We start from the raw sequence: 22,705 nt of genomic DNA on the forward strand, positions 1-22,705 counted from the left end.
GGCCGTCACAGGCTTGCCAGGCGTTCGAGCGCCAGCGCCAGCGTTTCGTCGCGCTTGGCGAAGCAGAAGCGCACGATGCCCGATTCCTTCGGCTGGCGATAGAACGCCGATACGGGAATCGCCGCCACGCCGATGTCGGTTGTCAGCCATTCGGCGAACGCGGCTTCCGGCAGCGGGGAGATGGCGCCGTAGCGCACGCACTGGAAATAGGTGCCGTCCGCCGGCAGCAGTTCGAAGCGGCTGCCGGCCAGGCCCGCACGGAACAGGTCGCGCTTTCTCTGGTAGAACGCGGGCAGCTCCAGGTACGGCGCCGGGTCGGCCATGTAGGCCGCGATGCCGTGCTGCATCGGCGCGTTCACGCTGAACACGTTGTACTGGTGGACCTTGCGGAACTCGGTCATCAGCGGGGCCGGCGCGGCCACGTAGCCGATTTTCCAGCCGGTCGTGTGGTACGTCTTGCCGAAGCTGGACACGACGAAGCTGCGCGCGGCCAGCACCGGATGGCGGCTGACCGATGCGTGCGGCTGGCCGTCGTAGACCATGTGTTCGTAGACTTCGTCGGACAGCACCAGGATCTGCGTGCCGCCGACGATGGCGGCCAGCGCTTCCAGGTCGGCCTCGCGCAGCACGCTGCCGGTGGGATTGTGCGGGCTGTTGACGACGATCAGGCGCGTCCTCGGCGACACCGCGGCGGCGATGCGTTCCCACGGCACGCGGTAGCCGGCATCGTCGAGCACCATCTGCACCGGCACCACGACGCCGCCGGCCAGTTCGACCGCCGGCATGTAGCTGTCGTAGGCGGGTTCGATGACGATCACTTCGTCGCCCGGGTGCACGACGGCCAGCAGCGCCGTCGTCAGCGCCTGCGTGGCGCCCGCGGTGACGGTGATTTCGGCGTCCGCGTCATAGGCATGGCCGTACAGGGCACCGATCTTGTCCGCGATCGCGCGGCGCAGCGCCGGCGTGCCCGTCATCGGCGGATACTGGTTGTGGCCCGCCCGCATCGCCTCGGCGACCAGGTCGACCAGCCGCGCATCGCAGGCGAAATCGGGAAAGCCCTGGCCGAGGTTGACGGCGCCGTGCTGCGCCGCCAGCGCCGACATGCGCGTGAAGATGGTGGTGCCGACGGCGGGCAGGCGGGTGGTCAGGGACGGCGTGACGGCATGCGGGATCGGACTGTTCATCGAGGGCTCGTGCATCGGGACGCGTGGTTGGTCGGGAGCATTGGCCGGCAGAGGATCACGGCTTGCGGCTCATGGGCTGAAGATCATTCTAGCGCAGCATCGGCAACCGTGGGGAGCGCCCATTGCTCGGGCGGAATCACGGCGAACATGCCCGCGTTGCGCAGGCGCCGCGCCAGCTTCAGCAGCGCCTTGTCCTTGGTGATCAGCACGTCGGCACCGGCATCGCGCGCCAGTTCGAGGAATTTCTGGTCGTCGGGGTCGGTGCAGACGGGCAGGCGCACACCCGATTCCGGCGGGGCGACGACCTTGATCAGCGCATCGAAACGGGCCGCGCTGGCCGGCCTGGTCGTTTCGTCCAGCGGCAGGTGTGGGTAGTGGAGCACGATGTGGTATTCGTCGCGGCAGTCGGCGCGCGTGATGGCTTCGACGGCGCCGCTTTCGATCGCCGCCAGCAGGCCGGCCCAGCGCGGGTCGCGGAAGACGAACAGGTCGAGGCAGACATTGGTGTCGATGACGATGCGCTGGGGCGCGCCCGGCGTTGCCGGCAAAACAGGTATCATGTGGGAAATCTATTGTTGAGAAGTCTGGTTTCGAATCATATGCTGATAGTGCTTTCCCCCGCAAAGAGTCTCGACCTCGAGACCCCTCCCACCACCGATATCGCCACCCGCCCCGTCTTCCTCGACCACTCGGCCCAGCTGATCGAGCGGATGCGCGACTTCGCGCCGCATGAACTGGCCGAACTGATGGACCTGTCCGATGCGCTGTCGACGCTGAACGTGGGCCGCTATGCCGCGTGGACCACCGACACCACCCACGCGCGGCAGGCCGTGATGACGTTCAGTGGCGACGTCTACGATGGCCTCGATGCCCGCACGCTGAGCGCATCCCAGCTCGACTACACGCAGGGCCGGGTGCGTATCCTGTCCGGCCTGTATGGCCTGCTGCGGCCGCTGGACCTGATCCATCCGCACCGCCTGGAGATGGGCACGCGGCTGAAGAACGCGCGGGGCAAGGACCTGTATGCGTTCTGGGGCGACCTGATCACGCAGGAACTGAACGGCGCCGCGCGGGCCGGCGGCGCGCGCTGGCTCGTCAATTGCGCGTCGGAGGAATATTTCAAGTCGGTGCGGCCGGCGCAGCTCGACGTGCCCGTCATCACGCCCGTGTTCGAGGAATTCAAGAACGGCCGGTACAAGATCATTTCGTTCTACGCCAAGCGGGCACGCGGCATGCTGGCCCGCTACGCCGCTGTCAACAACATCCTCGACCCGGAACAGCTGAAGGATTTCGACGCGGACGGCTATGCGTTCGCACCGGAAGCGTCGAACGACGAGAAGTGGGTGTTCAGGAGGAAGGTGGCCTGAGCCTTTAAAGAATAGCCCGTGTCCGCCGCAAGGTGGATACGGGCTCTTCAGTAGAGCAGGTTCCTGATGGGTGCCTAATGGGGGCCTAACGGCGGCCTGAGGATGCCTGACGGGAGCTTACGAAGCAGCCCAGAACTTCCACCACTTGCGGTCCGGCTTCGGGGCGCCTTCGTCGAGGAATTTGCTGTTCGGGAAATTGCGCTTGAAGACGCGCATCGCATCGTCGCGCAGCGCCACGTTGCCCAGCTTGTCGTAGCTGCGCGCCATGATCCACAGCGCTTCCTCGATGGCCGGCGAATCGGAATATTCGCGCACCGCGTCCATCGCCCGGTTGGCGGCGGCCAGGTAGGCGCCGCGCCGGTAGTAGTAGCGCGCCACGTAGACTTCGTACGCCGCCATCGCATTGATCAGGTACTTCATGCGGTCGATCGCGTCCGGCGTGTATTTACTTTCCGGGAACTTGTCGACCAGCGCCTTGAACGCGGCAAAGGCTTCGCGCGTGGCTTTCGGGTCGCGCTCGGCCGGATCCTGTTCGTACACGAAGTTCAGCAGGCCGATCTGGTCGTTGAAACTGATCAGGCCGCGCAGGTAGTACATGTAGTCGACGCTCGGATGGTTCGGGTGCAGCTTGATGAAGCGCTCGACGGCGGCCAGCGCCTGGGCCTGGTCCTGCGACTTGTAGTAGGCGTAGGCCACTTCCAGCTGCGCCTGCTGCGCGTACACGCCGAACGGATAGCTTGCTTCGAGACGGTTGAACAACTGGATTGCCCGTTCGTAGTGCTGTCCGGCCAATTCTTCCTTGGCCTCCGAGTATAATTTCGAAGCGGACCAGCCTTTGGTCTCATCCGACTGCTCCGGTAACAGGCTGCATGCCGAGAGACTGGCCAATAGTACGGATGCTGCGATTACCTTCAATTTTTTTTGCATGTTCTCGTGCAAGAAGACGTTTAAACAAGATACGACCTGGCTGATTATAGCCGATGGGAATGCTGTGATATTGAATCCTGAGCCGAATCCGGCCGACCAACCCTCCGACCACGACCTGAAGACCGATCTCGACGCCGACTTCGAAGCGGACATCCTAGCCGACGAAGTCCTTCCCGAAGCCGACGGCTTCGCGAACCCGCTGGGGCCGATCGAACTGCAGCTGACGCCCGACGCCTGCGGCGAACGCCTGGACAAGGTGATCGCGAAACTGGTGCCGCAGTTCTCGCGCGGCCGCCTGCAAAGCTGGATCGAGGAGGGCTTCGTCACCGTCGACGGCAAGCCGGCCAAGGTGCGCGCCACCGTCTACGGCGATGAAAAGATCGTCGTGCTGCCGCAGGCCGCGCCGGAAGACGTGGCCTTCGCGCCCGAGCCGATCGACGTGGACGTGGTCTACGAGGACGATCACCTCATCGTCATCAACAAGCCGGCCGGCCTGGTCGTGCACCCCGGCGCGGGCAACTGGTCGGGCACGCTGCTGAACGGCCTGCTGCACCGCTGGCCCCAGCTGGGCGGCGTGCCGCGCGCCGGTATCGTGCACCGCCTCGACAAGGATACCAGCGGCCTGATGGTCATCGGCAAGGACCTGCCGACCCAGACCGATCTGGTGCGCCAGCTGCAGGCGCGCACCGTGAAGCGCGAATACTGGGCGCTGGCCTGGGGCACGCCGCGGCTGTCCGGCACGATCGACGCGCCGATGGGACGCCACCAGCGCGACCGCGTGAAGATGGCCGTGTCGACGGGCTTCGGCGCGAAGCCGGCGATCACCCATTACGAGCGGCTGGCCGCCGGCGAGCTGGATCGCCGCCCCGTCAGCCTCGTGCAATGCCGCCTCGAGACGGGACGTACGCACCAGATCCGCGTGCACATGGCCCACCTGGGTTACCCGCTGGTCGGCGACTATGTGTACGGCAAGCCGCACCTGACCGGCGTGTTCCACCGCCAGGCACTGCAGGCCCGTCGCCTCGGCCTGGTGCACCCGGCCACCGGCGAGCAGTGCGAATGGGAGATCCCGCTGGCCGACGATTTCCGTGCGCTGCTGGAGGAATGCGGCATCGACGAAGCGTCGCTGCAGCGCGCTGCGGATGCGGACGGCGACAACGACGACTACGACGACGAGTTCGACGACGAATGAGCGCGACGAATGCCACCCAATGGCTGGTTCCCGACTGGCCCGACCTGCCGGACGGCGTCGGTGTGCTGTGCACCACGCGCCGCGGCGGCGTCAGCCCGGCGCCGTATGACGATGGCCAGGGCAAGGGCGGCCTGAACCTGGGCACGCACGTCGGCGATGCGCTGAAGTGCGTGGAGCGCAACCGCGATATCCTGCGCGCCGAGTTGCCGGCCGAGCCGGTCTGGCTGACGCAGGTGCACGGTACCCGCGTGCTCGATGCGGCCACGGTGGACGCCGATGCGGAACCGCCGATCGCCGATGCCAGCTTTACCAGCGCGCGTGGCGTGGTATGCGCGGTCCTCACGGCCGATTGCCTGCCGGTGCTGCTGTGCGACGCCGAAGGCCGCATGGTCGGCGCCGTGCATGCCGGCTGGCGCGGCTTGGCCGATGGCGTGCTGGAAAGGACCGTGGCGTCGATGCGCGAAGCGGGGGCTGGCGAACTGATTGCCTGGCTGGGCGCGGCGATCGGCCCGCACCGCTTCGAGGTGGGACAGGAAGTGCTCGATGCGTTCCTGCGCCGCCCCGGCGCGGACGAAGCGGCCATCCGCAGCGCGTTTCCGCCTTACGGCCTGAAACCGGGTAAGTATTTCGCCGACCTGTATGCGCTGGCCCGAATCGCACTGGCCGGCGTCGGCGTGAGCCGGGTATGGGGTGGCGATTTTTGCACCGTGTCGAATTCGGGCCGCTTCTATTCGTACCGGCGCGACGGCGTGACGGGGCGGCAGGCCAGCCTGATCTGGTTGAAGTAGGCAGCGCACAGTGCAGTGCAGTGAGCGTGCAGGGAGCGTACAGTAAGCGTACAAACCGGCAGTCAGGGTTCGCGGGTTGCCTGGTCGCTTTCGGATTGTCGTTTGGCCAGCTCTTGCTGCTCCTGCTGCTGCTGTTGCTGCTTGTGCTGTTCGCGCCGCGCGCGCTGCAGCCGCCGCCGCTGGCCGATGCGCCGGAAACCGCCGGTCACATAGAGTAAAATTGCAAGAGGAATAATGCAGTACAGCAGGAAAGTCATGACGCCTGCGACGATCGTCGGCTCAGTTACCGACATCAGCAGCACGACGTAAATCCAGGCAAGAGCAACGATCAGCATCGGTAGTTTCGGTTGGAATCACACACAATTCTAAATGGAATATACATGAATATGCCCGACGCGCAGTCCCTGGCCAGCTGGATGGATCCGGCCCAGTGGAAATCCTGGATGCCGAACCCCGACGCATTGGCGAACATCCCGTTGCCCGGTGCCGCGCTGTTGCGCGAAGCCGGTGCGACGGTCAGGCCGGAAGTGCTGGACACCCTGAAGAACGAATACATGGCCGAATTCGGAGCGCTGTGGCAGCAGCTCCTGGAAGGCAAGACTCCCGAGATCCGCGACCGGCGTTTCGCCGCCCCGGCATGGACGGCCAATCCCGTCACCGCGTTCAGCGCGGCGGCCTACCTGTTGAACGGCAAGTTCCTGCTGGCGATGGCGGACGCCGTCGACGCATCGACCCAGCAGAAACAGAAGATCCGCTTCGCCATCCAGCAGGTGGTGGATGCGATGTCGCCGGCGAACTTCTTGGCGACCAATCCGGAAGCCCAGCAGGCGTTGCTCGAATCGAAGGGCGAGAGCCTGACGCGCGGCCTGAAGAACATGCTGGCCGACATGCAGAAGGGCCACATCTCGCTGTCCGACGACAAGGCGTTCGAGGTCGGCCGCAACCTGGCCACGACCGAGGGTGACATCGTGCTGGAAACGCCGCTGTTCCAGCTGATCCAGTACAAGCCGCGCACGGATACCGTGAAGCAGCGACCGCTGCTGATGGTGCCGCCGTGCATCAACAAGTATTACATCCTCGACCTGCAGCCGGCCAATTCGCTGGTGCGCTACGCGGTGGAGCAGGGCAACACCGTGTTCATGGTGTCGTGGCGCAATCCGGACGCGTCGCTGGCGAAGACTTCCTGGGACGACTACACCGAGCAGGGCGTGATCCGCGCGATCCGCGCCGTGCAGGAGATCACGCAGGAAGACACGCTGAACCTGCTGGGCTTCTGCGTCGGCGGCACGCTGCTGTCGACGGCGCTGGCCGTGCTGGCCGCGCGCGGCGAGCAGCCGGCCGCCAGCCTCACGCTGCTGACCACGTTCCTGGACTTTTCCGACACCGGCGTGCTGAGCGTGTTTATCGACGAACCGCAGGTGAAGTTGCGCGAGCAGGCGCTGGGGCAGGGCGGCCTGATGCCGGGCCGCGACCTGGCCAGCACGTTCTCCAGCCTGCGGCCGAACGACCTGGTGTGGAACTACGTGCAGGCGAATTACCTGAAGGGCAATGAGCCGGCCCCCTTCGACCTGCTGTACTGGAACTCGGATTCGACCAACCTGCCGGGGCCGATGTTCTGCTGGTACCTGCGCAACACCTACCTGGAAAACCGGCTGAAGGAGCCGGGCCGCCTGACGGTGGCCGGCGAGCAGGTCGACCTGACGACGATCGATGCGCCGGCGTTCATCTACGGTTCGCGCGAGGACCACATCGTGCCGTGGACGAGCGCCTACGGCTCGATGAACATCCTGAACCCGGCGCGGCGCGAGGCGAACCGTTTCGTGCTGGGCGCTTCCGGCCATATCGCCGGCGTCATCAACCCGCCGTCGAAGAACAAGCGCAGCTACTGGGTCAACGAAGAGCGGCCGGAAGATGCCGATGGCTGGATGGGCGGCGCGGTCGAGCATCCGGGCAGCTGGTGGCCGCTGTGGGCTGCTTTCCTGGCCGAGCACGGCGGCGAGGACATCCCGGCCCGGACCGAGCCGGGCAATGCGGAATACCCTCCGCTCGAGCCGGCGCCTGGTCGTTACGTGAAGGAAAAGGCCGATTGACCGGCAGGAATGCCGGCCGGCAGGCCGGTTTGTCCTGCGCTTATTTTAGTTGCGTTGCAATAAGCGCCATTCCACGCCGTTTATCTTGCCAATTCATACGTTTTTCATATGACGGCACGTGCATGCGCTGAAATTTTCACTCTATAATAGGGTGAGCAGGGCTAGTGAAAGCGAACTCTACGTTCGCTTTTTTTTCGCGGGCCTTTTCGAAACCCAGAAGGAATGCGCTGCGGCGCAATAAACGGAACTCGTGATGAGTAGTGTAAAGAAAACTGCCGAACGCCTGATCAAGAAGTATCCCAACCGCCGACTCTACGATACGCAGACCAGTTCCTACATCACGCTGACCGACGTGAAACAGCTCGTGCTGGACAGCGAACCGTTCACCGTCGTCGATGCCAAGTCGAACGAAGACCTGACGCGCAGCATCCTGTTGCAGATCATCCTGGAAGAAGAGGCCAGCGGCGCGCCGATGTTCTCCACCGACGTGCTGGCGCAGATCATCCGCTACTACGGCCATGCCATGCAGGGCATGATGGGCTCCTACCTGGAAAAGAACGTGCAGGCCTTCACCGATATCCAGCGCCGCCTGACCACCGGCGCCGTGAATTTCGACGGCAAGACCTTCAGCCCGGAAATGTGGACCCAGTTCATGAACGTGCAGGCGCCGATCATGCAGGGCATGATGAACAACTACATCGACCAGAGCAAGAGCCTGTTCGTGCAGATGCAGGAACAGATGCAAAACCAGAGCAAGAACCTGTTCGGTGCCTTCCCGTTCGCCGTGCCGCCGGTACCGACCCCGCCAAGCGACAAGAAGTAACCGTTCCCCGATCAGCTCCCGGCGTACCGCTGCCGCTCGCGCGGCACCACGCCCGGGATGGCGATGCCGGCGCGCGCCGCGCATCGCTCTCCTTCAGCCGCTGTCGTCGCGCGGCGATTCCCAGCCTCTTTCCTTCGCCTACCGTGCCCCAGCCACGCCAGGCATCGCGCATGTGGGCGTTTCGCCACAACGCCGCGACGTGCGGAAACGTTTCCAAAAACTGTTTGACGCGTCAAAATTAACGCTGATAGTATTGTCAACAGATTGTGGAAGCGCTTCCACACCCCATTAACCCAGACGGTTTCATATAGCGAAGCGATGGGCGAACCAGAACCGTATGCCACGAATGACGCATCATTGGCGCGGGGACGGAACGCTTGTCGCGTTCGATCGGGAGATCTCGTGGTGCACAACGCTGTACAGATCCAGGTTGCCGAGACATTCGACGTACCGGCCGATTCCATCCTGTGGCGCAAGGACTTCCTGCTGGGCGTGGCCACGGCTGCCTACCAGATCGAGGGAGCGGCGCGGGAGGATGGCCGGCTGCCGTCGATCTGGGACACCTTCTCGGCCACGCCGGGCAAGGTACTGCACGGCGACACCGGCGCCATCGCCTGCGACCACTACCACCGCTGGCGCGACGATGTCGAGCTGATCGCGTCGCTGAACGTCGATGCCTACCGGCTGTCGATCGCCTGGCCGCGCGTGATGGACGCGGCGGGCCGCCCGAACGGCAAGGGCATCGCGTTCTACCGCGACCTGCTGCGCGCACTGAGCGACAAGGGCATCCGGACCTCCGTTACGCTGTATCACTGGGACCTGCCGCAGCACCTCGAGGATGCGGGCGGCTGGCTCAACCGCGACACGGCCTACCGCTTCGCCGACTATGCGGACCTGATGAGCCGCGAGCTTGCCGGCCTGGTCGATTACTGGTCGACGCTCAACGAGCCGTGGTGCTCGGCGATGCATGGCTATGGCACGGGCCATCATGCACCCGGCCATGCCAGCGTGATCGAGGCGAACCGCGCGCTGCACCACCTGCTGCTGGGCCACGGCCTGGCGCTGGCGGCGCTGCGCCGCAACGATCCGGCCTCGCGCAAGGGCATCGTCCTCAATGTCGGCCGCGGCACCACCGACGGTGCCTCGGCGGCCGACCGCCGCGCGGCCGAACTGTTCGAGCTGCAGCACAACGACTGGATCCTCGACCCGCTGCTGAAGGGCAGCTACCCGGCCGCGCTGTACGAAGAACTGTGGCCGGGCGCGCAGCCGCCGGTGCGGGAGGGCGACCTGGCGATCATCGGCGCGCCGCTGGACTTCATCGGCATCAACTACTACTTCCGCACCAATGTCCGCGCCGACGGCAACGGCGGCTACGTCGAGGTGCCGCTGGAAGGCGTCGAACGCACGCAGATGGGCTGGGAGGTCTATCCGGAAGGGCTGGCGCACCTTCTGATCGCGTTCCGCGACCAGTACCCGAACCTGCCGCCGGTGTACATCACGGAGAACGGCATGGCCTGCGACGACGAGGTGTGCGGCGGCGAAGTCGTCGATGGCCAGCGCATCGCGTTCCTGAACCGCCACCTGGCCGCCGTCGACCGCGCGGCCAGGGCGGGCGTGGACGTGCGGGGCTACTTCATCTGGTCGCTGATGGACAATTTCGAGTGGGCCTTCGGCTACGAGCGGCGCTTCGGCATCGTGCACGTCGACTACGCCACGCAACGGCGCACGCCCAAGCGCAGCGCCCGGCTGGTGCGCGACTTCCTGGCGCAGCGAAAGGAGCGCCCCTGAGTATCTGCCGGCGAGGCTTTCACTTATCATAAGCATCCCATACCAATAAGGCGCCCCGAGCGCCATGGAGACGACATGAACAAGGCACCATTCGGCGCCAGGGCCAGGGCCGCCGTGCTGGCCCTGGCCCTGGCGCAGCTGCACGCGGCGCAGGCGGCCGCACAGGCGCCGCCAGCGCAGACGCCAGCGCAGACGCCACTGAAGGCGACGGTGTCGCACTGGTGGACATCCGGCGGCGAATCGGCGGCGATCCGCCAGTTCGCCGATGCCTTTACCCGCGCCGGCGGCCAGTGGATCGACCAGGCGGTCGCCGGCGCCGACCAGTCGCGCGCGTCGACGATCAACCGCATCGTCGGCGGCAATGCGCCGGTTGCCGCCCAGTTCAATACGTCGAAGCAGTTCCGCGACATCGTCGACCAGGGCCTGCTGAACAACCTGGACGACGTGGCCGCGAAGGGCAACTGGGACAATATCCTGCCCGGCACGATCATCGACGCCATCAAGATCGACGGCCATTACTATGCCGCGCCCGTCGACATCCACATGCCCGCGTGGTTCTTCTACTCGAAAGCGGCCTATGCGAAGGCGGGCATCAGGGCCGAGCCGCGCAACTGGAACGAGTTCGTCGCCCAGCTGGAGCAGTTGAAGAAGGCGGGCCTGATCCCGCTCGCGTTCGGTGGCCAGGTGTGGCAGGAAAAGATCGTGTTCGACGCGATCTTCGCGCTGGTCGGCGGGCCCGAGCTGTACCTGCGGATCTACCGCGACCGCGACCTGAAGGCGGTGGCGTCGCCGGCGTTTCGCGAGGTGCTCGTGAAATTCAAGTCGCTGCGCGCCTACACGGACCGTGGCGCGCCCGGCCGCAACTGGAACGATGCGACGGCCCTGGTCGTGTCGGGGCGTGCCGGGGTGCAGATCATGGGCGACTGGGCAAAGGGCGAGTTCACGTCGGCGGGCCAGGTCGCGGGCCGTGATTTCGGCTGCTACCCGGGCTTCGGTCCGCGTCCGCCGTACATGGTGGCCGGCGATGCCTTCGTGTTCCCGAAGACGGCGAAACCGCAGGTCGTCAAGGCGCAGAAGCTGCTTGCCACGGTCATGACGGCGCCGGGTCCGCAGGCCGAGTTCAGTGCCCGCAAGGGATCGATTCCGATCCGGCCGGACGTCGACATGACGAAGCTGGACCTGTGCGCGCGGATGGGCATCGAGATCATGCAGGACAAGTCGCGCCAGCTGCCGAACGCTGAAATGCTGCTCGATCCGGACCTGAACGGCGCGCTGCAGGATGTGCTGACGAACTACTGGAACCGCAACGAAACGCCGGAGCGCGCGCAGCAGGCCTTCGCCCAGGCCATCAGGGACAACACATGGTAGCCGCTCCGCGTCCTGTCCGACGTCCTGGCCGAACCTCCACGGCACGGGTGGCCTGCCTGTCGGCCTATCTTGCGCTGCTGCCGATGGCGCTGACGGCGCTCGGCGCCTATGTGCTGACCATCCTGTGGACGGCGCGCGTCTCGGTGTCGTCGAGCCGCATCTTCCCGGCCGGCGACTTCGTCGGCATGGGCCAGTACGAGCGCCTGTTCCGCAACGCGCGCTGGCTGCTGTCGCTGGAGAACCTGGCGATCTACGGCCTGCTGTTCATCGCCGCCTGCCTGGTGCTGGGCTTCCTGCTGGCAGTCTTCATCGACCAGAAGGTCATGGCGGAAGGCACGCTGCGCACCGTGTTCCTGTACCCGTACGCGATGTCGTTCGTCGCCACCGGCCTGGTCTGGCAATGGATCCTGAACCCGGAGCTGGGCATCCAGGGCGTGGCCCGCCGGCTGGGCTTCGAGGACTTCACGTTCGACTGGATCGTCCAGCAGGACAAGGTGCTGTTCACCGTCGTCATCGCCACGGTATGGCAGGCCTCCGGGCTCGTGATGGCGCTGCTGCTGTCCGGCCTGCGCGGCATCGACGACGAGCTGTGGAAGGCCGCCCGCATCGACGGCATACCGGCCTGGCGGGTGTACGCATCGATCGTGCTGCCGATGCTGTGGCCGTCGGTCTCCACCGCGCTGATCCTGCTGTTCGTGATGGTCGTCAAGCTGTTCGATGCCGTCGTCGCGATGACGCAGGGCGGGCCCGGCACGGCCAGCGAAGTGCCGGCCAAGTTCATCATGGACTACCTGTTCGGCCGGGCCAATATCGGGCTGGCGTCGGCCGCCTCGATCGTGCTGCTGCTGACGGTGCTGGCGATCGTGGCGCCGCTGTACTACGCACGCGGCAAGGCCGTGCAAAGGGGGCAGCAATGAAGCGCGACATGGAATCGGCCGTGCGGCCGCCGCCTGCGCTGCCGGTGCGCCTGAGGCGTCCGCTGCTGACGCCGGGCCGCATCGGCATCTACCTGTTTCTCGCCACCGCCGCGCTGTTCTTCCTGGTGCCGCTGTACGTGATGCTGGTGACGTCGGTGAAGCCGATGGCCGAGATCCGTCTCGGCAATATCTTCGCGCTGCCGGCCGCGCCCACGCTCGAACCGTGGCGCAACGCGTGGCAGGCGGCCTGCACGGGGCTCGAATGCGAAGGCATCCGCGGCGGCTTCTGGAATTCGGTGCGGATCACCGTGCCCAGCGTGCTGCTGTCGATCGCCCTGGGCGCCGTGAACGGCTATGCGCTGTCGTTCTGGCGGCCGCGCGGCGCCAACGCGCTGTTCGCGGTGCTGATGATCGGCGCATTCATTCCGGGCCAGGTGCTGCTGTATCCGCTGGTGCGGGCGCTGGCCGCGGTCGAACTGTACAGCAGCCTGCCGGGCATCGTCATCGTGCACGTGATTTTCGGCATGCCGATGATGACGCTGCTGTTCCGGAACTACTACGCTTCGCTGCCGCAGGAGCTGTTCAAGGCCGCGCGCATCGACGGCGGCGGCTTCTGGCGCATCTTCTTCGAGCTGATGCTGCCGATGTCGACGCCGGTGATCGTCGTCGCCGCGATCATGCAGGTGACGAACATCTGGAACGATTTCCTGCTCGGCCTCGTATTCGCCGGCTCGGACAACCTGCCGATGACGGTCCAGCTGAACAACATCATCAACACGACGACCGGCGAGCGGCAGTACAACGTGAACATGGCGGCGACGATCCTGACGTCGCTGGTACCGCTCGCGCTGTACTTCTTTTCCGGCCGCTGGTTCGTGCGCGGCATCGCCAGCGGCGCCGTCAAGGGTTGAATCGAAGGTCAAGTCTTGGGTCAAGAAGGTCAATCAAGGGGTAATCCGATGTCGAATGTTTCCATCCGCAGTCTGCAGATCCAGCTGGGCGCCAACAAGGTCATCGATTCGCTCGACCTGGAAGTCGACGCCGGCGAATTCATCGTGCTGCTGGGCCCCTCCGGCTGCGGCAAGTCGACGCTGCTGCACAGCATCGCCGGCCTGAACGACGCGGCCGGCGGCAGCATCCGCATCGGCGGGCGCGACATGACGTACGCCGACCCGAAGGACCGCGGCATCGCGCTGGTGTTCCAGTCGTATGCGCTGTACCCGACCATGAACGTCGAGCGCAACATGTCGTTCGGCCTGCGCATCAACGGCACGCCGAAGGCCGAGATCGAGCGCCGCGTCGCACGCGCGGCCGAGATGCTGCAACTGGGCCCGCTGCTCAAGCGCAAGCCGGGCCAGCTGTCCGGCGGCCAGCGCCAGCGCGTGGCGATCGGCCGGGCGATCGTGCGCGAGGCCGACGTGTTCCTGTTCGACGAGCCGCTGTCGAACCTGGATGCCAAGCTGCGCACCGAGCTGCGCCGCGAACTGAAGACGCTGCACCGCCAACTTGGTGCGACGATGATCTACGTGACGCACGACCAGGTCGAGGCGATGACGCTGGCCGACCGGATGGCCGTGATGAAAGGCGGCGCGATCCAGCAGTTCGACACGCCGGATGCGATCTACCGCGCGCCGGAAAACCTGTTCGTCGCCAGTTTCCTGGGTTCTCCCGGCATGAACCTGTTCAGGGGCCGCATCGAGACCGATGGCGCGATCCGCTTCACCGACGGCCACATGGCGCTGGACCTGTCGCACTATCCGTTCCGCCAGCGCCCCGCGCACGGGCAATCCGTGGTGCTGGGCGTGCGTCCGGAAGACGTCGAGGTGTCGGCCGGCGGCGCCTGCCGCGCGCCGGTGACGCTGGTCGAGGCAATGGGGGCGCACCGCATCGTCTGGCATGACTACCACGGCACCCAGGTCGCCGCGATCGTGCAGGACGACCGGCCGGGCGGCGCCTTCTCGCTGCGCGCCGGCCAGGTGTCCCTGTTCGACGAGACCTCGACACAGCGCCTGTAACGCCACACACCGTTTTGCAGTACATGCCGCGCGAGCGGCGGGAACCGTCACGCGTGCACGGCAGGGCCGGCGCACGCCCGCGGAATGAAGTCCACGTCAACCACAGGGAAGAAGAGGGCAGATCATGAAACAGTTCAGGAAGAGCGCGCTGGCGCTGGCGGTCGCGGCGATGAATGTGACGACAGGTGCCGCGCTGAGTGCCAGTCCGGCGCACGCGCAGACCGGCACGGGGGCGGCCGAAGGCGCCGCGGACCGCGCCAATGCGGCCGGCGGCGGTCTGGAACGCATCGTCGTGACGGCGAACCGGCGCGACCAGCTGGTGCAGGATACGCCGCTGGCCGTGTCGGCGTTCACGCAGGATACGCTGCAGAACAACCAGGTCAAGGACCTGGCGTCGCTGACGGCGCTGGTACCCAGCCTCGTCGTCGAGCCGCACAGCGACTCCGGCGGCGTGCACGTCTACATGCGCGGCGTGGGCTCGGCCAACCACACGGAGCTGGGCGACCCGGCCGTGGCGTTCTATGTCGACGGCATCTACCTGCCGCGCCCGCAGGGCGCCACCGCGCTGATGTACGACCTGTCGCACGTCGAGGTGGCGCGCGGGCCGCAGGGCACGCTGAACGGCCGCAACTCGACCGCGGGCGCCGTCAATCTCGTGTCGGCGGCGCCGAACACGACCAAGCTGCTCGGCTCGGCCTCGATTGTCGTGGGCAACCACCACCGCATCCAGACCCAGGGCATGATCAACATACCGTTCGGCCCGAACATTGCGCTGCGGGTGGCGGCGATCAAGGACAGCCACGACGGCTACGTGGACTTCGCGCGCGGCTCGAACGTGCCTCCCGGGGCCGACAGGTACGGCGCCCAGGACCAGTCCGGCGCGCGCGCCACGCTGCTGTGGAAAATCCTGCCGACGCTGAAGGCCACCTTCATCGCCGACTACTACGAGGACCAGGGCGCCGGCAGCATCTACCTGCCCATCGAGACGCAGGGGCGCGACCGGTGGAGCGCCGTGATCGATACGCCCGGCGTGCTGGACCAGTCGATCACCACTTACAAGACGAAGTGGAACTGGGCGCTGAACGACGCGGTGGACGTCCAGTACCTGGGCAGCTGGAGCCGGCTGAAACGCAGCAATGCGAGCGACGCGGACGCGGGCCTGTACCTGGGCTTCAAGGCCGAGAACCGCACCGAGTGGGGCCAGTTCGACAGTCACTCCAACGAGCTGCAGTTCCGCTCCGCCGAGGGCGGCGCGATCGAGTGGGTGGCCGGGCTGTTCGAATTTGGCGAGAAGAACAAGATCCGCTTCGACATCGACCGCAGCCAGATCTCCGAGGCGGCCCTGCAGCAGGACCTGGCGAACGGCAACGTGATCTTCGTGCAGCCCACCGTGGGCCAGTACGCATCGGCGATGACCTTCATCCAGGGCGACCGGCAGCTGAAATCGAAAGCGGTCTTCGCGCAGGGCAGCTGGAACCTGGACGAACGCTACAAGGTCACGGCCGGGGCACGCTACACGAAGGACCACAAGTTCGACCGGGGCGGGCAGAACTGGGCGTGCCCGAACTGGCCGGACAACGCGCCGCGCGGCACCACGGTATTGACGCCGAACCAGGTCGCGCCGGCCAGGGCGCCGCCCGCCCGGTGATCGGGGCAGAAGCATGCTTCCGGCAGCGCCGGGTGCGCGCGGTTCAGGAAGGCGATGCGCGGGTGCAGGCGCTGCAGCATCAGCAGGTCGTCGTCGCGCAGGTCGTGCGCGAGCACGACGATGCCGTCGCAGTCGCGGCCGATCAGGAACTTGACGGCCTCGATGGCCTCCTCGCGCGGCGGCAGCGGACCGCATCCGGTCGCCACCACGACATGGCGGCGCAGCGCACGCAGTTCCACGTCGGTCTGTTTCAGGATGGTGCCGTAGTAGGCGCCGAAGAAGGTGGGGGCGAAGATGCCGATCATGCCCAGCGACTGGGCCGACAGGGAGCGGCCGATCGACGACGGCCGGAACTTCAGCGCCTCGACGGCTTCCTGCACGCGGCGCTGCGCGTCGGCGGAAACGGGGCCGGAACCGGTGATGGCGCGCGACGCGGTGGACATGCCGACACCGGCAAGGGTTGCAACGTCCTTCAGCGTGGCCAAGCGACACTCCCTCGAATGAGACGGGCTATGGTAGCACGGGGCCACTTCAGGTAAAATAGACGATTGGTCCGAACATTCGTTGACACTTGAACATGCAATCTCAGCCACTTTCCCGTCTTACCAAGCCCGCCGATGGATCGCCAGCACCCAAGGTAGGTTTTGTTTCGCTCGGCTGCCCGAAGGCGCTGGTCGATTCCGAGCAGATCCTCACGCAGCTGCGCGCGGAAGGCTATGACACCGCCAAGTCGTACGCCGGCGCCGATCTCGTCATCGTCAACACCTGCGGCTTCATCGATGCCGCGGTGCAGGAATCGCTCGATGCGATCGGCGAGGCGCTGGCCGAGAACGGCAAGGTCATCGTGACCGGCTGCCTGGGCGCGAAGAAGGATGCCGCCGGCGACGACCTGATCCAGAAGATCCACCCGAAGGTGCTGGCCGTGACCGGTCCGCACGCGGTAGGCGAGGTGATGGCGCAGGTGCACACGCACCTGCCCAAGCCGCACGAGCCGTTCATCGACCTGGTGCCGCCGCAGGGCGTGAGGCTGACGCCGAAGCACTATGCCTACCTGAAGATTTCCGAGGGCTGCAACCACCGCTGCTCGTTCTGCATCATCCCGTCGATGCGGGGCGACCTGGTGTCGCGTCCGATCGGCGAACTGATGATGGAAGCGGAAAACCTGTTCAAGGCGGGCGTCAAGGAACTGCTGGTGATCTCTCAGGACACGTCGGCCTACGGCATCGACGTCAAGTTCCGCTCCGGCTTCTGGAACGGCCGCCCGGTGAAGACGCACATGACGCAGCTGACCGAAGCACTGGGCCAGCTGGCCGCGCAGTACGGTGCGTGGGTGCGCCTCCATTACGTCTATCCGTACCCGCACGTGGACGAGATCATCCCGATGATGAGCGGCGGCCACGTGCTGCCTTACCTCGACATTCCGATGCAGCACGCCCACCCGGAAGTGCTGAAGCGGATGAAGCGTCCGGCCTCCGGCGAGAAGAACCTGGAGCGCATCCTGAAATGGCGCCAGATGAATCCCGACCTGACGATCCGTTCGACCTTCATCGCCGGCTTCCCGGGCGAGACCGAAGCGGAGTTCGAGTACCTGCTGGACTTCCTGAAGGAAGCGCAGATCGACCGGCTGGGCTGCTTCGCCTATTCGCCGGTGGAAGGCGCCACCGCCAACGAGATCGCCAACCCGGTGCCGGAAGAACTGCGCGAGGAACGCCGCGGCCGCGTGATGCTGCTGCAGGAGGAAATCTCGCGGGCGCGCCTGAAGGCCAAGGTCGGCAAGACCATCAAGGTGCTCATCGACGAGCTGACCCCGTCCGGCGCGATCGGCCGCTCGGCCGCCGATGCGCCCGAGATCGACGGCGTGGTCCACGTCAAGAAGCCGTTCGAGCCGCACAAGAAGCTGGCTGTCGGGCAGTTCTTCGATGTCGAGATCACGCGCGCCGATGCGCACGACCTGTGGGGCGATGCGTAACGCTGCGTAACGCTACCTAACGCACGCTACAATGCAGGGCGGACCATCACGGTCCGCCTTTTTTTATGCCCGCAATGTTATCCCGACTTCTGCCCGACCGACGCTGACATGACCACCAAGAAAATCTCCCCGCAGACCGCGCTGATCCATTCGGAGTATGAACCGCCGGCCGGCTTCGGCGCGTTCCCGCCCGCCATCCACCACGCCTCGACGGTGCTGTTCCCGAACGTGGCGGCGCTCCGCTCGGGCGACTGGAAGGACAAGAGCGCCTACACCTACGGCCTGCACGGCACGCCCACCACGTTCACGCTGGAAGCACGCCTGGCGCAGATCGAGGGCGGCACCGATTGCCTGCTGGCGCCGTCCGGCCTGGCGGCCATCGCGATGGTCGACTTCGCGCTGCTGAAGACGGGCGACGACGTGCTGCTGCCCGATAACATCTACAACCCGAACCGCGTGCTGGGCAACTGGCTGCAGGAGTCGATGGGTATCACGGCGCGCTACTACGATCCGCTGGTCGGCGCAGGCATCGCGGCACTGATCCAGCCGAACACGCGGCTGATCTGGACCGAGGCGCCCGGCTCCGTATCGATGGAAGTGCCGGACCTGCCGGCGATCTGCGCCGCCGCCAAGGCGAAGGGTGTGGCGGTTGCCCTGGACAACACCTGGTCCGCCGGCATCGCACTGCGCGCGTTCGAGCTCGGCGTCGACATCGTCGTGCAGGCGCTGACAAAGTACCAGTCCGGCGGCGCCGACGTGCTGATGGGCGCCGTCATCACGCGCGACGACGGGCAGCCCGGCGGCCTGCACGACCGGCTGTCGCTGTCGCACATGCGGCTCGGCTACGGCGTCGGCGCCGACGATGCCTACCTCGTGATGCGCGGCCTGCCGACGATGAAGCTGCGTTTCGATGCGCACGATGCCGGCGCCCGCACGGTCGCCGCATGGTTGTCGGCGCGGCCCGAGATCGCGAAAGTGCTGCACCCGGCGTTCGAGGATTGTCCGGGACATGAAACGTGGAAGCGCGACTTCACCGGTGCCGGCGGCCTGTTCTCGGTCCTGTTCGATGCGCGCTACACCGAGGAGCAGACCGACCGCTTCATCGATTCGCTGAAGCTGTTCAAGATCGGCTACAGCTGGGGTGGGCCGAACAGCCTGTGCGTGCCGTACCGCATCCAGGCGATGCGGCGCGGCTGGCCCGACGCCGGTATTCTCGTGCGCTTCAATATCGGGCTGGAAGATCCGGCCGACCTGATCGCCGATATCGAGGCGGCGCTGGCGCTCATGTGATCCCTGTCGTTATCGGTAGGCACCGCCTATCGCTGCGATGGAGTAATTCAATCGGCCAGTGCCTTTCAAACAATGGATCCGCCTGCTTTAATGAAAAAGCAAGTCTGTCAAAGGAGAAGTCTGCCAGCCCTTCATTCATAACGACAAGGAGGAGTCATGAAAGCTTCATGCGGCAAGGTTTCATACAGGCCGTTGGTCGGTGCCGTCGCCATCGCCCTGGCGCTGGTCCCGGCACTGGTCTGGACACAGGATGCCAGACCCAAGCCACCTCCGGCGCAGCTGCCGAGCAGCTACATGAAGGTCGACATCACCGAGCCGTTCCAGGTGACGATGGAGCGGATGAAGGCGGCGCGGCCCGCCATCGAGCGCCGCCAGCAGGACCTGCTGGCGCAGCGCTACGACCTGGCGAACCGGCCGGCGGCGGGCGTGACGATGTTTCGCGGAAAGCCCGTGCAGGCGGGCGTGCGCGTCAAGCTGCCGCGCGGCGTGACCTGGCAGCAGCTTGCGGGCATGCGCCCCGAGGACGTCAAGGCGAAAGGCCTGTTCCCGGCCGGCTTCCTGCCGCTGTCGCATCCGAACCATCCGGAAGGGGGCATGCTGTTCCCGCAGTTCCACATCGACGAGATCCTGCGCCAGGAACGGCGCGACCTGAACCGTTTCGACCTGTCGTTCGACCTGCCCGACCATATCCTGCCGGAGTTCCACGCATCCGGAAATGGGCGACGTGGCGAACGGCAGGCTGCTGACGATCGATAACTACTACGAGATCTTCAACGGCCTGCTCAATCCGAAGCAGATCGAGGGCCTGCGCCTGCTGCTCACGCCATTCCCGCAGCAGCAGTTCAACCAGACCGAGGACCGGCGCTCGGTGCGCCCGAGCATGGGCGTGTCGTGCTTCGACTGCCATTCGAATGGCCATACCAACGCCTCGACGCACCTGGTCGGCGACATCCGTCCGCAGGAACTGCGCCACCGCATCGAAACGCCGACCTTGCGCGGCCTGAACGTGCAGCGCCTGTTCGGCTCGCAGCGGGCGCTGAAGACGGTCGAGGACTTCACCGAGTTCGAGCAGCGCGCCGCCTATTTCGACGGCGATCCCGTGATCGCCACGAAGAAGGGCGTCAACATCCTCGAACGGGGCAGCCAGGTGCATTTCATGGCCGAATTCCAGGCATTGATGGACTTTCCGCCGGCGCCCAAGCTAAACGTGTATGGCAAGCTCGATCCAAGGAGGGCCACTGAGCAGGAGCTGCGCGGCGAGGCTGTCTTCAACGGCAAGGGGCAGTGCGTGGCCTGCCACGCTGCGCCGTACTATACGGACAACCTGATGCACGACCTGAAGACCGAGCGCTTCTACAAGGTGCAGATGGTGAACGGCATGAAGGCGGTCGGCGACGGCAAGATCAAGACGTTCCCGCTACGGGGCATCAGGGAGTCGCCGCCATACCTGCACGACGGCCGGCTGATCACGCTGGAAGACACGGTGGAATTCTTTAACCTCGTGCTGGAGACGAAGCTGACGGATACGGAGAAGGCCGACCTGGTGGCGTTCCTGCGGGTGTTGTAGGCGCATCCTGAAAAGAGGCGCTGCCGCTGGTGTCGGACACTTTCTCGCACCGCGAAAAGGTGTCGGACACCGGTTTCATCGACCTCGGCTTCGCATCACACCGGCTCGTTGTTGTTGAGCGCGATGAAGCCGCGGATCAGCCGGTAGGCCTTCCAGACCCACGCGGCGACCCAGATGACCCACGCGAACAGGATGCCGATGATCGTGGCGAACAGGATCCAGCCCAGCGCCATCCACACGACATACCACCAGAACGAACGTATCTGCCAGCCGTGATGGCTGTGCACGAACGTGCCTTCGGTTTCGGGCCGCTTCACGTAGTTCAGGATCAGCGGGATGAAAGAAAACAGGCCGAGCGTGAAGAAGAAACTGACGGCATGCGCCACGTACAGCCACCATGCCCAGCTCTTGGCCGAGTCGGTGCGGGAATCGAGAACGAGGTCCTGGGCCATCTAGCACTCCCCTTGTTGGAGGTTGAAAGGAAGGCACAGTCTATAGCAATTCTGCCAAGGCGGGAGCACCGCCTGGCCGCTGGCTACATGCTGCGGCCGTCGTAATGCTGGACCGGGATGGCATCCAGATCGATGCCGTCGATGCAGCGGATGTTGATCGCCGCCGTCGCATTGCCTTTCGGATCGGTGCCTTCGCCGTAGGGATGGATGCCGCAGGCCGGGCAGAAGCGGTGCCGGATCACGTGCTTGTTGAACAGGTAGGTGGCCGCGTTCTCGTCCGGCGTGGTCAGCTTCAGCTGGCCGCGCGGAACGAACCACAGCAGCGATCCCTTGCGCCGGCAGATCGAACAGTTGCACGACAGGGCACCGTCGATCGTGCCCTCGATTTCAAACGCCACCTTGCCGCAGTGGCAGCTTCCCTTGTAGAGCATGGCACCTCCCGGAATGGTCAGGACTGGTCGCTGCTGGAATACTCGGCCGCCGCCTTGGCGGACCACATCGCTTCTTTCTGCGAGGGATAGGGTTCGTCGTAGCCTTCGATGCTGCCGTCGTCGCCGACGAACCACAGCGTCCAGCCCCCGTCGACCTGCTGGATGGCGATGTCGCCCGGACGGCAATGGGTAGCCGGCTCCTCGCCGATATCGAGGGTGACGATGCGGGTGCGGCGGTGCGTGATGGTGGTTGGCATGGCTATTGGTATTGACGCAGGTAGGCAAGCAGGTTGGCGATCTTGCGCTCGTCGGAATAGCCCCACAGGCGCATCTTCGTGCCCGGCACGACGGCATCCGGATCGCGCAGGAACGCGGCCAGGGTGCTGTCGTTCCAGACGACCGGCGATTTCTTCATCGCGGCGGAATAGGCATATTGCAAACTGCCGGCGCGTCGGCCGAACAGGTTGTTGAGGTGCGGGCCGAACGCGTTGCGCGCGCCCGGACCCACCTGGTGGCACGAGGCGCACACGCGGAACGCGGCCGCGCCGGCCTTCGGATCGGCACCGCCAGCGGCGTTGGCATTCAGGGCAGGCAGCATGGCAATCAACAGCGCAGGGATGTGCAGAAGACCGGATCGTTTCGTGACGCGACGTTTCATCGCCTGATTATAGACCCGCCGGGGCCGCCCGTGCGCGGTACGCCGGTAACGCATGCAATGCCGGCGCAGCGGACGACCGCCCAGCGATTGATGCTCGAGTATAAGTACGCGCGGGGCACCCCGGTTGGCATCAAAATTTCTTGATTGGAAATTGCAAGTTGTGAATATGGGACAGTGCGAATATCTTTCGGAAAAAATATCGGACCCGTTCGGCCGGTGTTAATATCATAT

Annotated in this window: 23 protein-coding genes and 1 pseudogene; 15 read left to right on the plus strand and 9 right to left on the minus strand. The window is 65.5% G+C overall.

All coding sequences use genetic code 11. The features are described 5' to 3' along the window. Positions 1–5: 5 nt before the first annotated feature. On the minus strand, positions 6–1,184 hold the full coding sequence (locus FHS02_RS02305) for a pyridoxal phosphate-dependent aminotransferase (RefSeq protein ID WP_137312617.1): 1,179 nt from the start codon (positions 1,182–1,184) through the stop codon (positions 6–8). Between the two features lie 83 nt (positions 1,185–1,267). Then, positions 1,268–1,744 carry a putative toxin-antitoxin system toxin component, PIN family gene (locus FHS02_RS02310; RefSeq protein ID WP_137312618.1) on the minus strand — a complete coding sequence of 159 codons (477 nt, stop codon included), beginning with the start codon at positions 1,742–1,744 and terminating at the stop codon, positions 1,268–1,270. A gap of 39 nt (positions 1,745–1,783) precedes the next feature. Between FHS02_RS02310 and yaaA the strand changes: the two genes are divergently transcribed. After that, positions 1,784–2,551: a peroxide stress protein YaaA gene (yaaA, locus tag FHS02_RS02315; RefSeq protein ID WP_137312619.1), complete on the plus strand. Its 768-nt coding sequence runs from the start codon at positions 1,784–1,786 to the stop codon at positions 2,549–2,551. Positions 2,552–2,668: 117 nt separating this feature from the next. Here the strand turns inward: yaaA and FHS02_RS02320 are convergent, their stop codons facing one another. Further along, a complete protein-coding gene (locus FHS02_RS02320) occupies positions 2,669–3,478 on the minus strand; it encodes an outer membrane protein assembly factor BamD (protein ID WP_137312620.1) in 810 nt (269 codons plus the stop codon). A gap of 64 nt (positions 3,479–3,542) precedes the next feature. On the opposite strand from FHS02_RS02320, the gene FHS02_RS02325 reads away from it, so the two are divergent. Then, the gene (locus FHS02_RS02325) at positions 3,543–4,670 is read left to right on the plus strand and encodes an RluA family pseudouridine synthase (RefSeq protein WP_229422521.1); all 1,128 of its coding nucleotides are present in this window, start codon (positions 3,543–3,545) and stop codon (positions 4,668–4,670) included. Continuing rightward, positions 4,667–5,458 carry a peptidoglycan editing factor PgeF gene (gene pgeF, locus FHS02_RS02330; RefSeq protein WP_137312622.1) on the plus strand — a complete coding sequence of 264 codons (792 nt, stop codon included), beginning with the start codon at positions 4,667–4,669 and terminating at the stop codon, positions 5,456–5,458. Before FHS02_RS02325 ends, pgeF begins: the two co-directional genes overlap by 4 nt. A 62-nt stretch (positions 5,459–5,520) precedes the next feature. Here the strand turns inward: pgeF and FHS02_RS02335 are convergent, their stop codons facing one another. Continuing rightward, positions 5,521–5,793, minus strand: coding sequence for a hypothetical protein (locus FHS02_RS02335; RefSeq protein ID WP_137312623.1), 273 nt, complete (start codon positions 5,791–5,793; stop codon positions 5,521–5,523). A 45-nt stretch (positions 5,794–5,838) separates the two neighbouring features. Between FHS02_RS02335 and phaC the strand changes: the two genes are divergently transcribed. From phaC to FHS02_RS02375, 8 genes are all read left to right on the plus strand, one after another. Beyond that, positions 5,839–7,548 carry a class I poly(R)-hydroxyalkanoic acid synthase gene (phaC, locus tag FHS02_RS02340; RefSeq protein ID WP_137312624.1) on the plus strand — a complete coding sequence of 570 codons (1,710 nt, stop codon included), beginning with the start codon at positions 5,839–5,841 and terminating at the stop codon, positions 7,546–7,548. Positions 7,549–7,801: 253 nt separating this feature from the next. Further along, a complete protein-coding gene (gene phaR, locus FHS02_RS02345; RefSeq protein WP_137312625.1) occupies positions 7,802–8,371 on the plus strand; it encodes a polyhydroxyalkanoate synthesis repressor PhaR in 570 nt (189 codons plus the stop codon). Positions 8,372–8,773: 402 nt separating this feature from the next. Next, positions 8,774–10,159 carry a GH1 family beta-glucosidase gene (locus tag FHS02_RS02350; RefSeq protein WP_371861452.1) on the plus strand — a complete coding sequence of 462 codons (1,386 nt, stop codon included), beginning with the start codon at positions 8,774–8,776 and terminating at the stop codon, positions 10,157–10,159. 75 nt (positions 10,160–10,234) lie between these two features. After that, positions 10,235–11,527, plus strand: coding sequence for an ABC transporter substrate-binding protein (locus FHS02_RS02355; RefSeq protein ID WP_137312627.1), 1,293 nt, complete (start codon positions 10,235–10,237; stop codon positions 11,525–11,527). An 83-nt stretch (positions 11,528–11,610) separates the two neighbouring features. Then, complete coding sequence (locus FHS02_RS02360; protein WP_229422750.1) at positions 11,611–12,444, plus strand: carbohydrate ABC transporter permease; 834 nt, start codon at positions 11,611–11,613, stop codon at positions 12,442–12,444. Then, positions 12,441–13,355: a carbohydrate ABC transporter permease gene (locus tag FHS02_RS02365; RefSeq protein ID WP_137312629.1), complete on the plus strand. Its 915-nt coding sequence runs from the start codon at positions 12,441–12,443 to the stop codon at positions 13,353–13,355. The genes FHS02_RS02360 and FHS02_RS02365 overlap by 4 nt, the downstream gene beginning before the upstream one ends. Before the next feature lie 48 nt (positions 13,356–13,403). Next, positions 13,404–14,459 carry an ABC transporter ATP-binding protein gene (locus tag FHS02_RS02370; RefSeq protein ID WP_137312630.1) on the plus strand — a complete coding sequence of 352 codons (1,056 nt, stop codon included), beginning with the start codon at positions 13,404–13,406 and terminating at the stop codon, positions 14,457–14,459. Between the two features lie 169 nt (positions 14,460–14,628). Next, complete coding sequence (locus FHS02_RS02375) at positions 14,629–16,107, plus strand: TonB-dependent receptor (RefSeq protein WP_229422754.1); 1,479 nt, start codon at positions 14,629–14,631, stop codon at positions 16,105–16,107. On the opposite strand, the pseudogene FHS02_RS02380 reads toward FHS02_RS02375, so the two are convergent. Then, positions 16,074–16,592, minus strand: a pseudogene (locus FHS02_RS02380) (LacI family DNA-binding transcriptional regulator); the annotation flags it as partial. The gene FHS02_RS02375 and the pseudogene FHS02_RS02380 sit on opposite strands and share 34 nt — an antisense overlap. Before the next feature lie 92 nt (positions 16,593–16,684). Here FHS02_RS02380 and rimO point away from each other — a divergent pair. The 4 genes from rimO to FHS02_RS31180 all read left to right on the plus strand — a co-directional run bounded on the left by rimO (position 16,685) and on the right by FHS02_RS31180 (position 20,933). Then, a complete protein-coding gene (gene rimO, locus FHS02_RS02385) occupies positions 16,685–18,076 on the plus strand; it encodes a 30S ribosomal protein S12 methylthiotransferase RimO (protein WP_137312632.1) in 1,392 nt (463 codons plus the stop codon). Between the two features lie 108 nt (positions 18,077–18,184). After that, positions 18,185–19,366 (plus strand): cystathionine beta-lyase, encoded by a 1,182-nt coding sequence (locus FHS02_RS02390; RefSeq protein WP_137312633.1) that lies wholly within the window; start codon positions 18,185–18,187, stop codon positions 19,364–19,366. Positions 19,367–19,522: 156 nt separating this feature from the next. After that, entirely contained in the window at positions 19,523–20,122 is a 600-nt protein-coding gene (locus FHS02_RS31175; protein ID WP_217496899.1) for a hypothetical protein, read from the plus strand. Beyond that, on the plus strand, positions 20,082–20,933 hold the full coding sequence (locus FHS02_RS31180; RefSeq protein WP_217496900.1) for a hypothetical protein: 852 nt from the start codon (positions 20,082–20,084) through the stop codon (positions 20,931–20,933). Before FHS02_RS31175 ends, FHS02_RS31180 begins: the two co-directional genes overlap by 41 nt. Before the next feature lie 95 nt (positions 20,934–21,028). On the opposite strand, the gene FHS02_RS02400 is transcribed toward FHS02_RS31180, so the two are convergent. The 4 genes from FHS02_RS02400 to FHS02_RS02415 form a co-directional block, all read right to left on the minus strand. Beyond that, the gene (locus tag FHS02_RS02400) at positions 21,029–21,385 is read right to left on the minus strand and encodes a DUF4870 family protein (RefSeq protein WP_137312634.1); all 357 of its coding nucleotides are present in this window, start codon (positions 21,383–21,385) and stop codon (positions 21,029–21,031) included. Positions 21,386–21,468: 83 nt separating this feature from the next. Further along, on the minus strand, positions 21,469–21,816 hold the full coding sequence (locus FHS02_RS02405; RefSeq protein ID WP_137312635.1) for a GFA family protein: 348 nt from the start codon (positions 21,814–21,816) through the stop codon (positions 21,469–21,471). A 17-nt stretch (positions 21,817–21,833) separates the two neighbouring features. Next, positions 21,834–22,073 carry a hypothetical protein gene (locus tag FHS02_RS02410; RefSeq protein ID WP_137312636.1) on the minus strand — a complete coding sequence of 80 codons (240 nt, stop codon included), beginning with the start codon at positions 22,071–22,073 and terminating at the stop codon, positions 21,834–21,836. Between the two features lie 2 nt (positions 22,074–22,075). After that, the gene (locus FHS02_RS02415; RefSeq protein ID WP_308700773.1) at positions 22,076–22,528 is read right to left on the minus strand and encodes a c-type cytochrome; all 453 of its coding nucleotides are present in this window, start codon (positions 22,526–22,528) and stop codon (positions 22,076–22,078) included. Between the last annotated feature and the right edge of the window lie 177 nt (positions 22,529–22,705).

The sequence above is a fragment of the Pseudoduganella umbonata genome (assembly GCF_014192225.1).
Lineage (GTDB): Bacteria > Pseudomonadota > Gammaproteobacteria > Burkholderiales > Burkholderiaceae_D > Rugamonas > Rugamonas umbonata.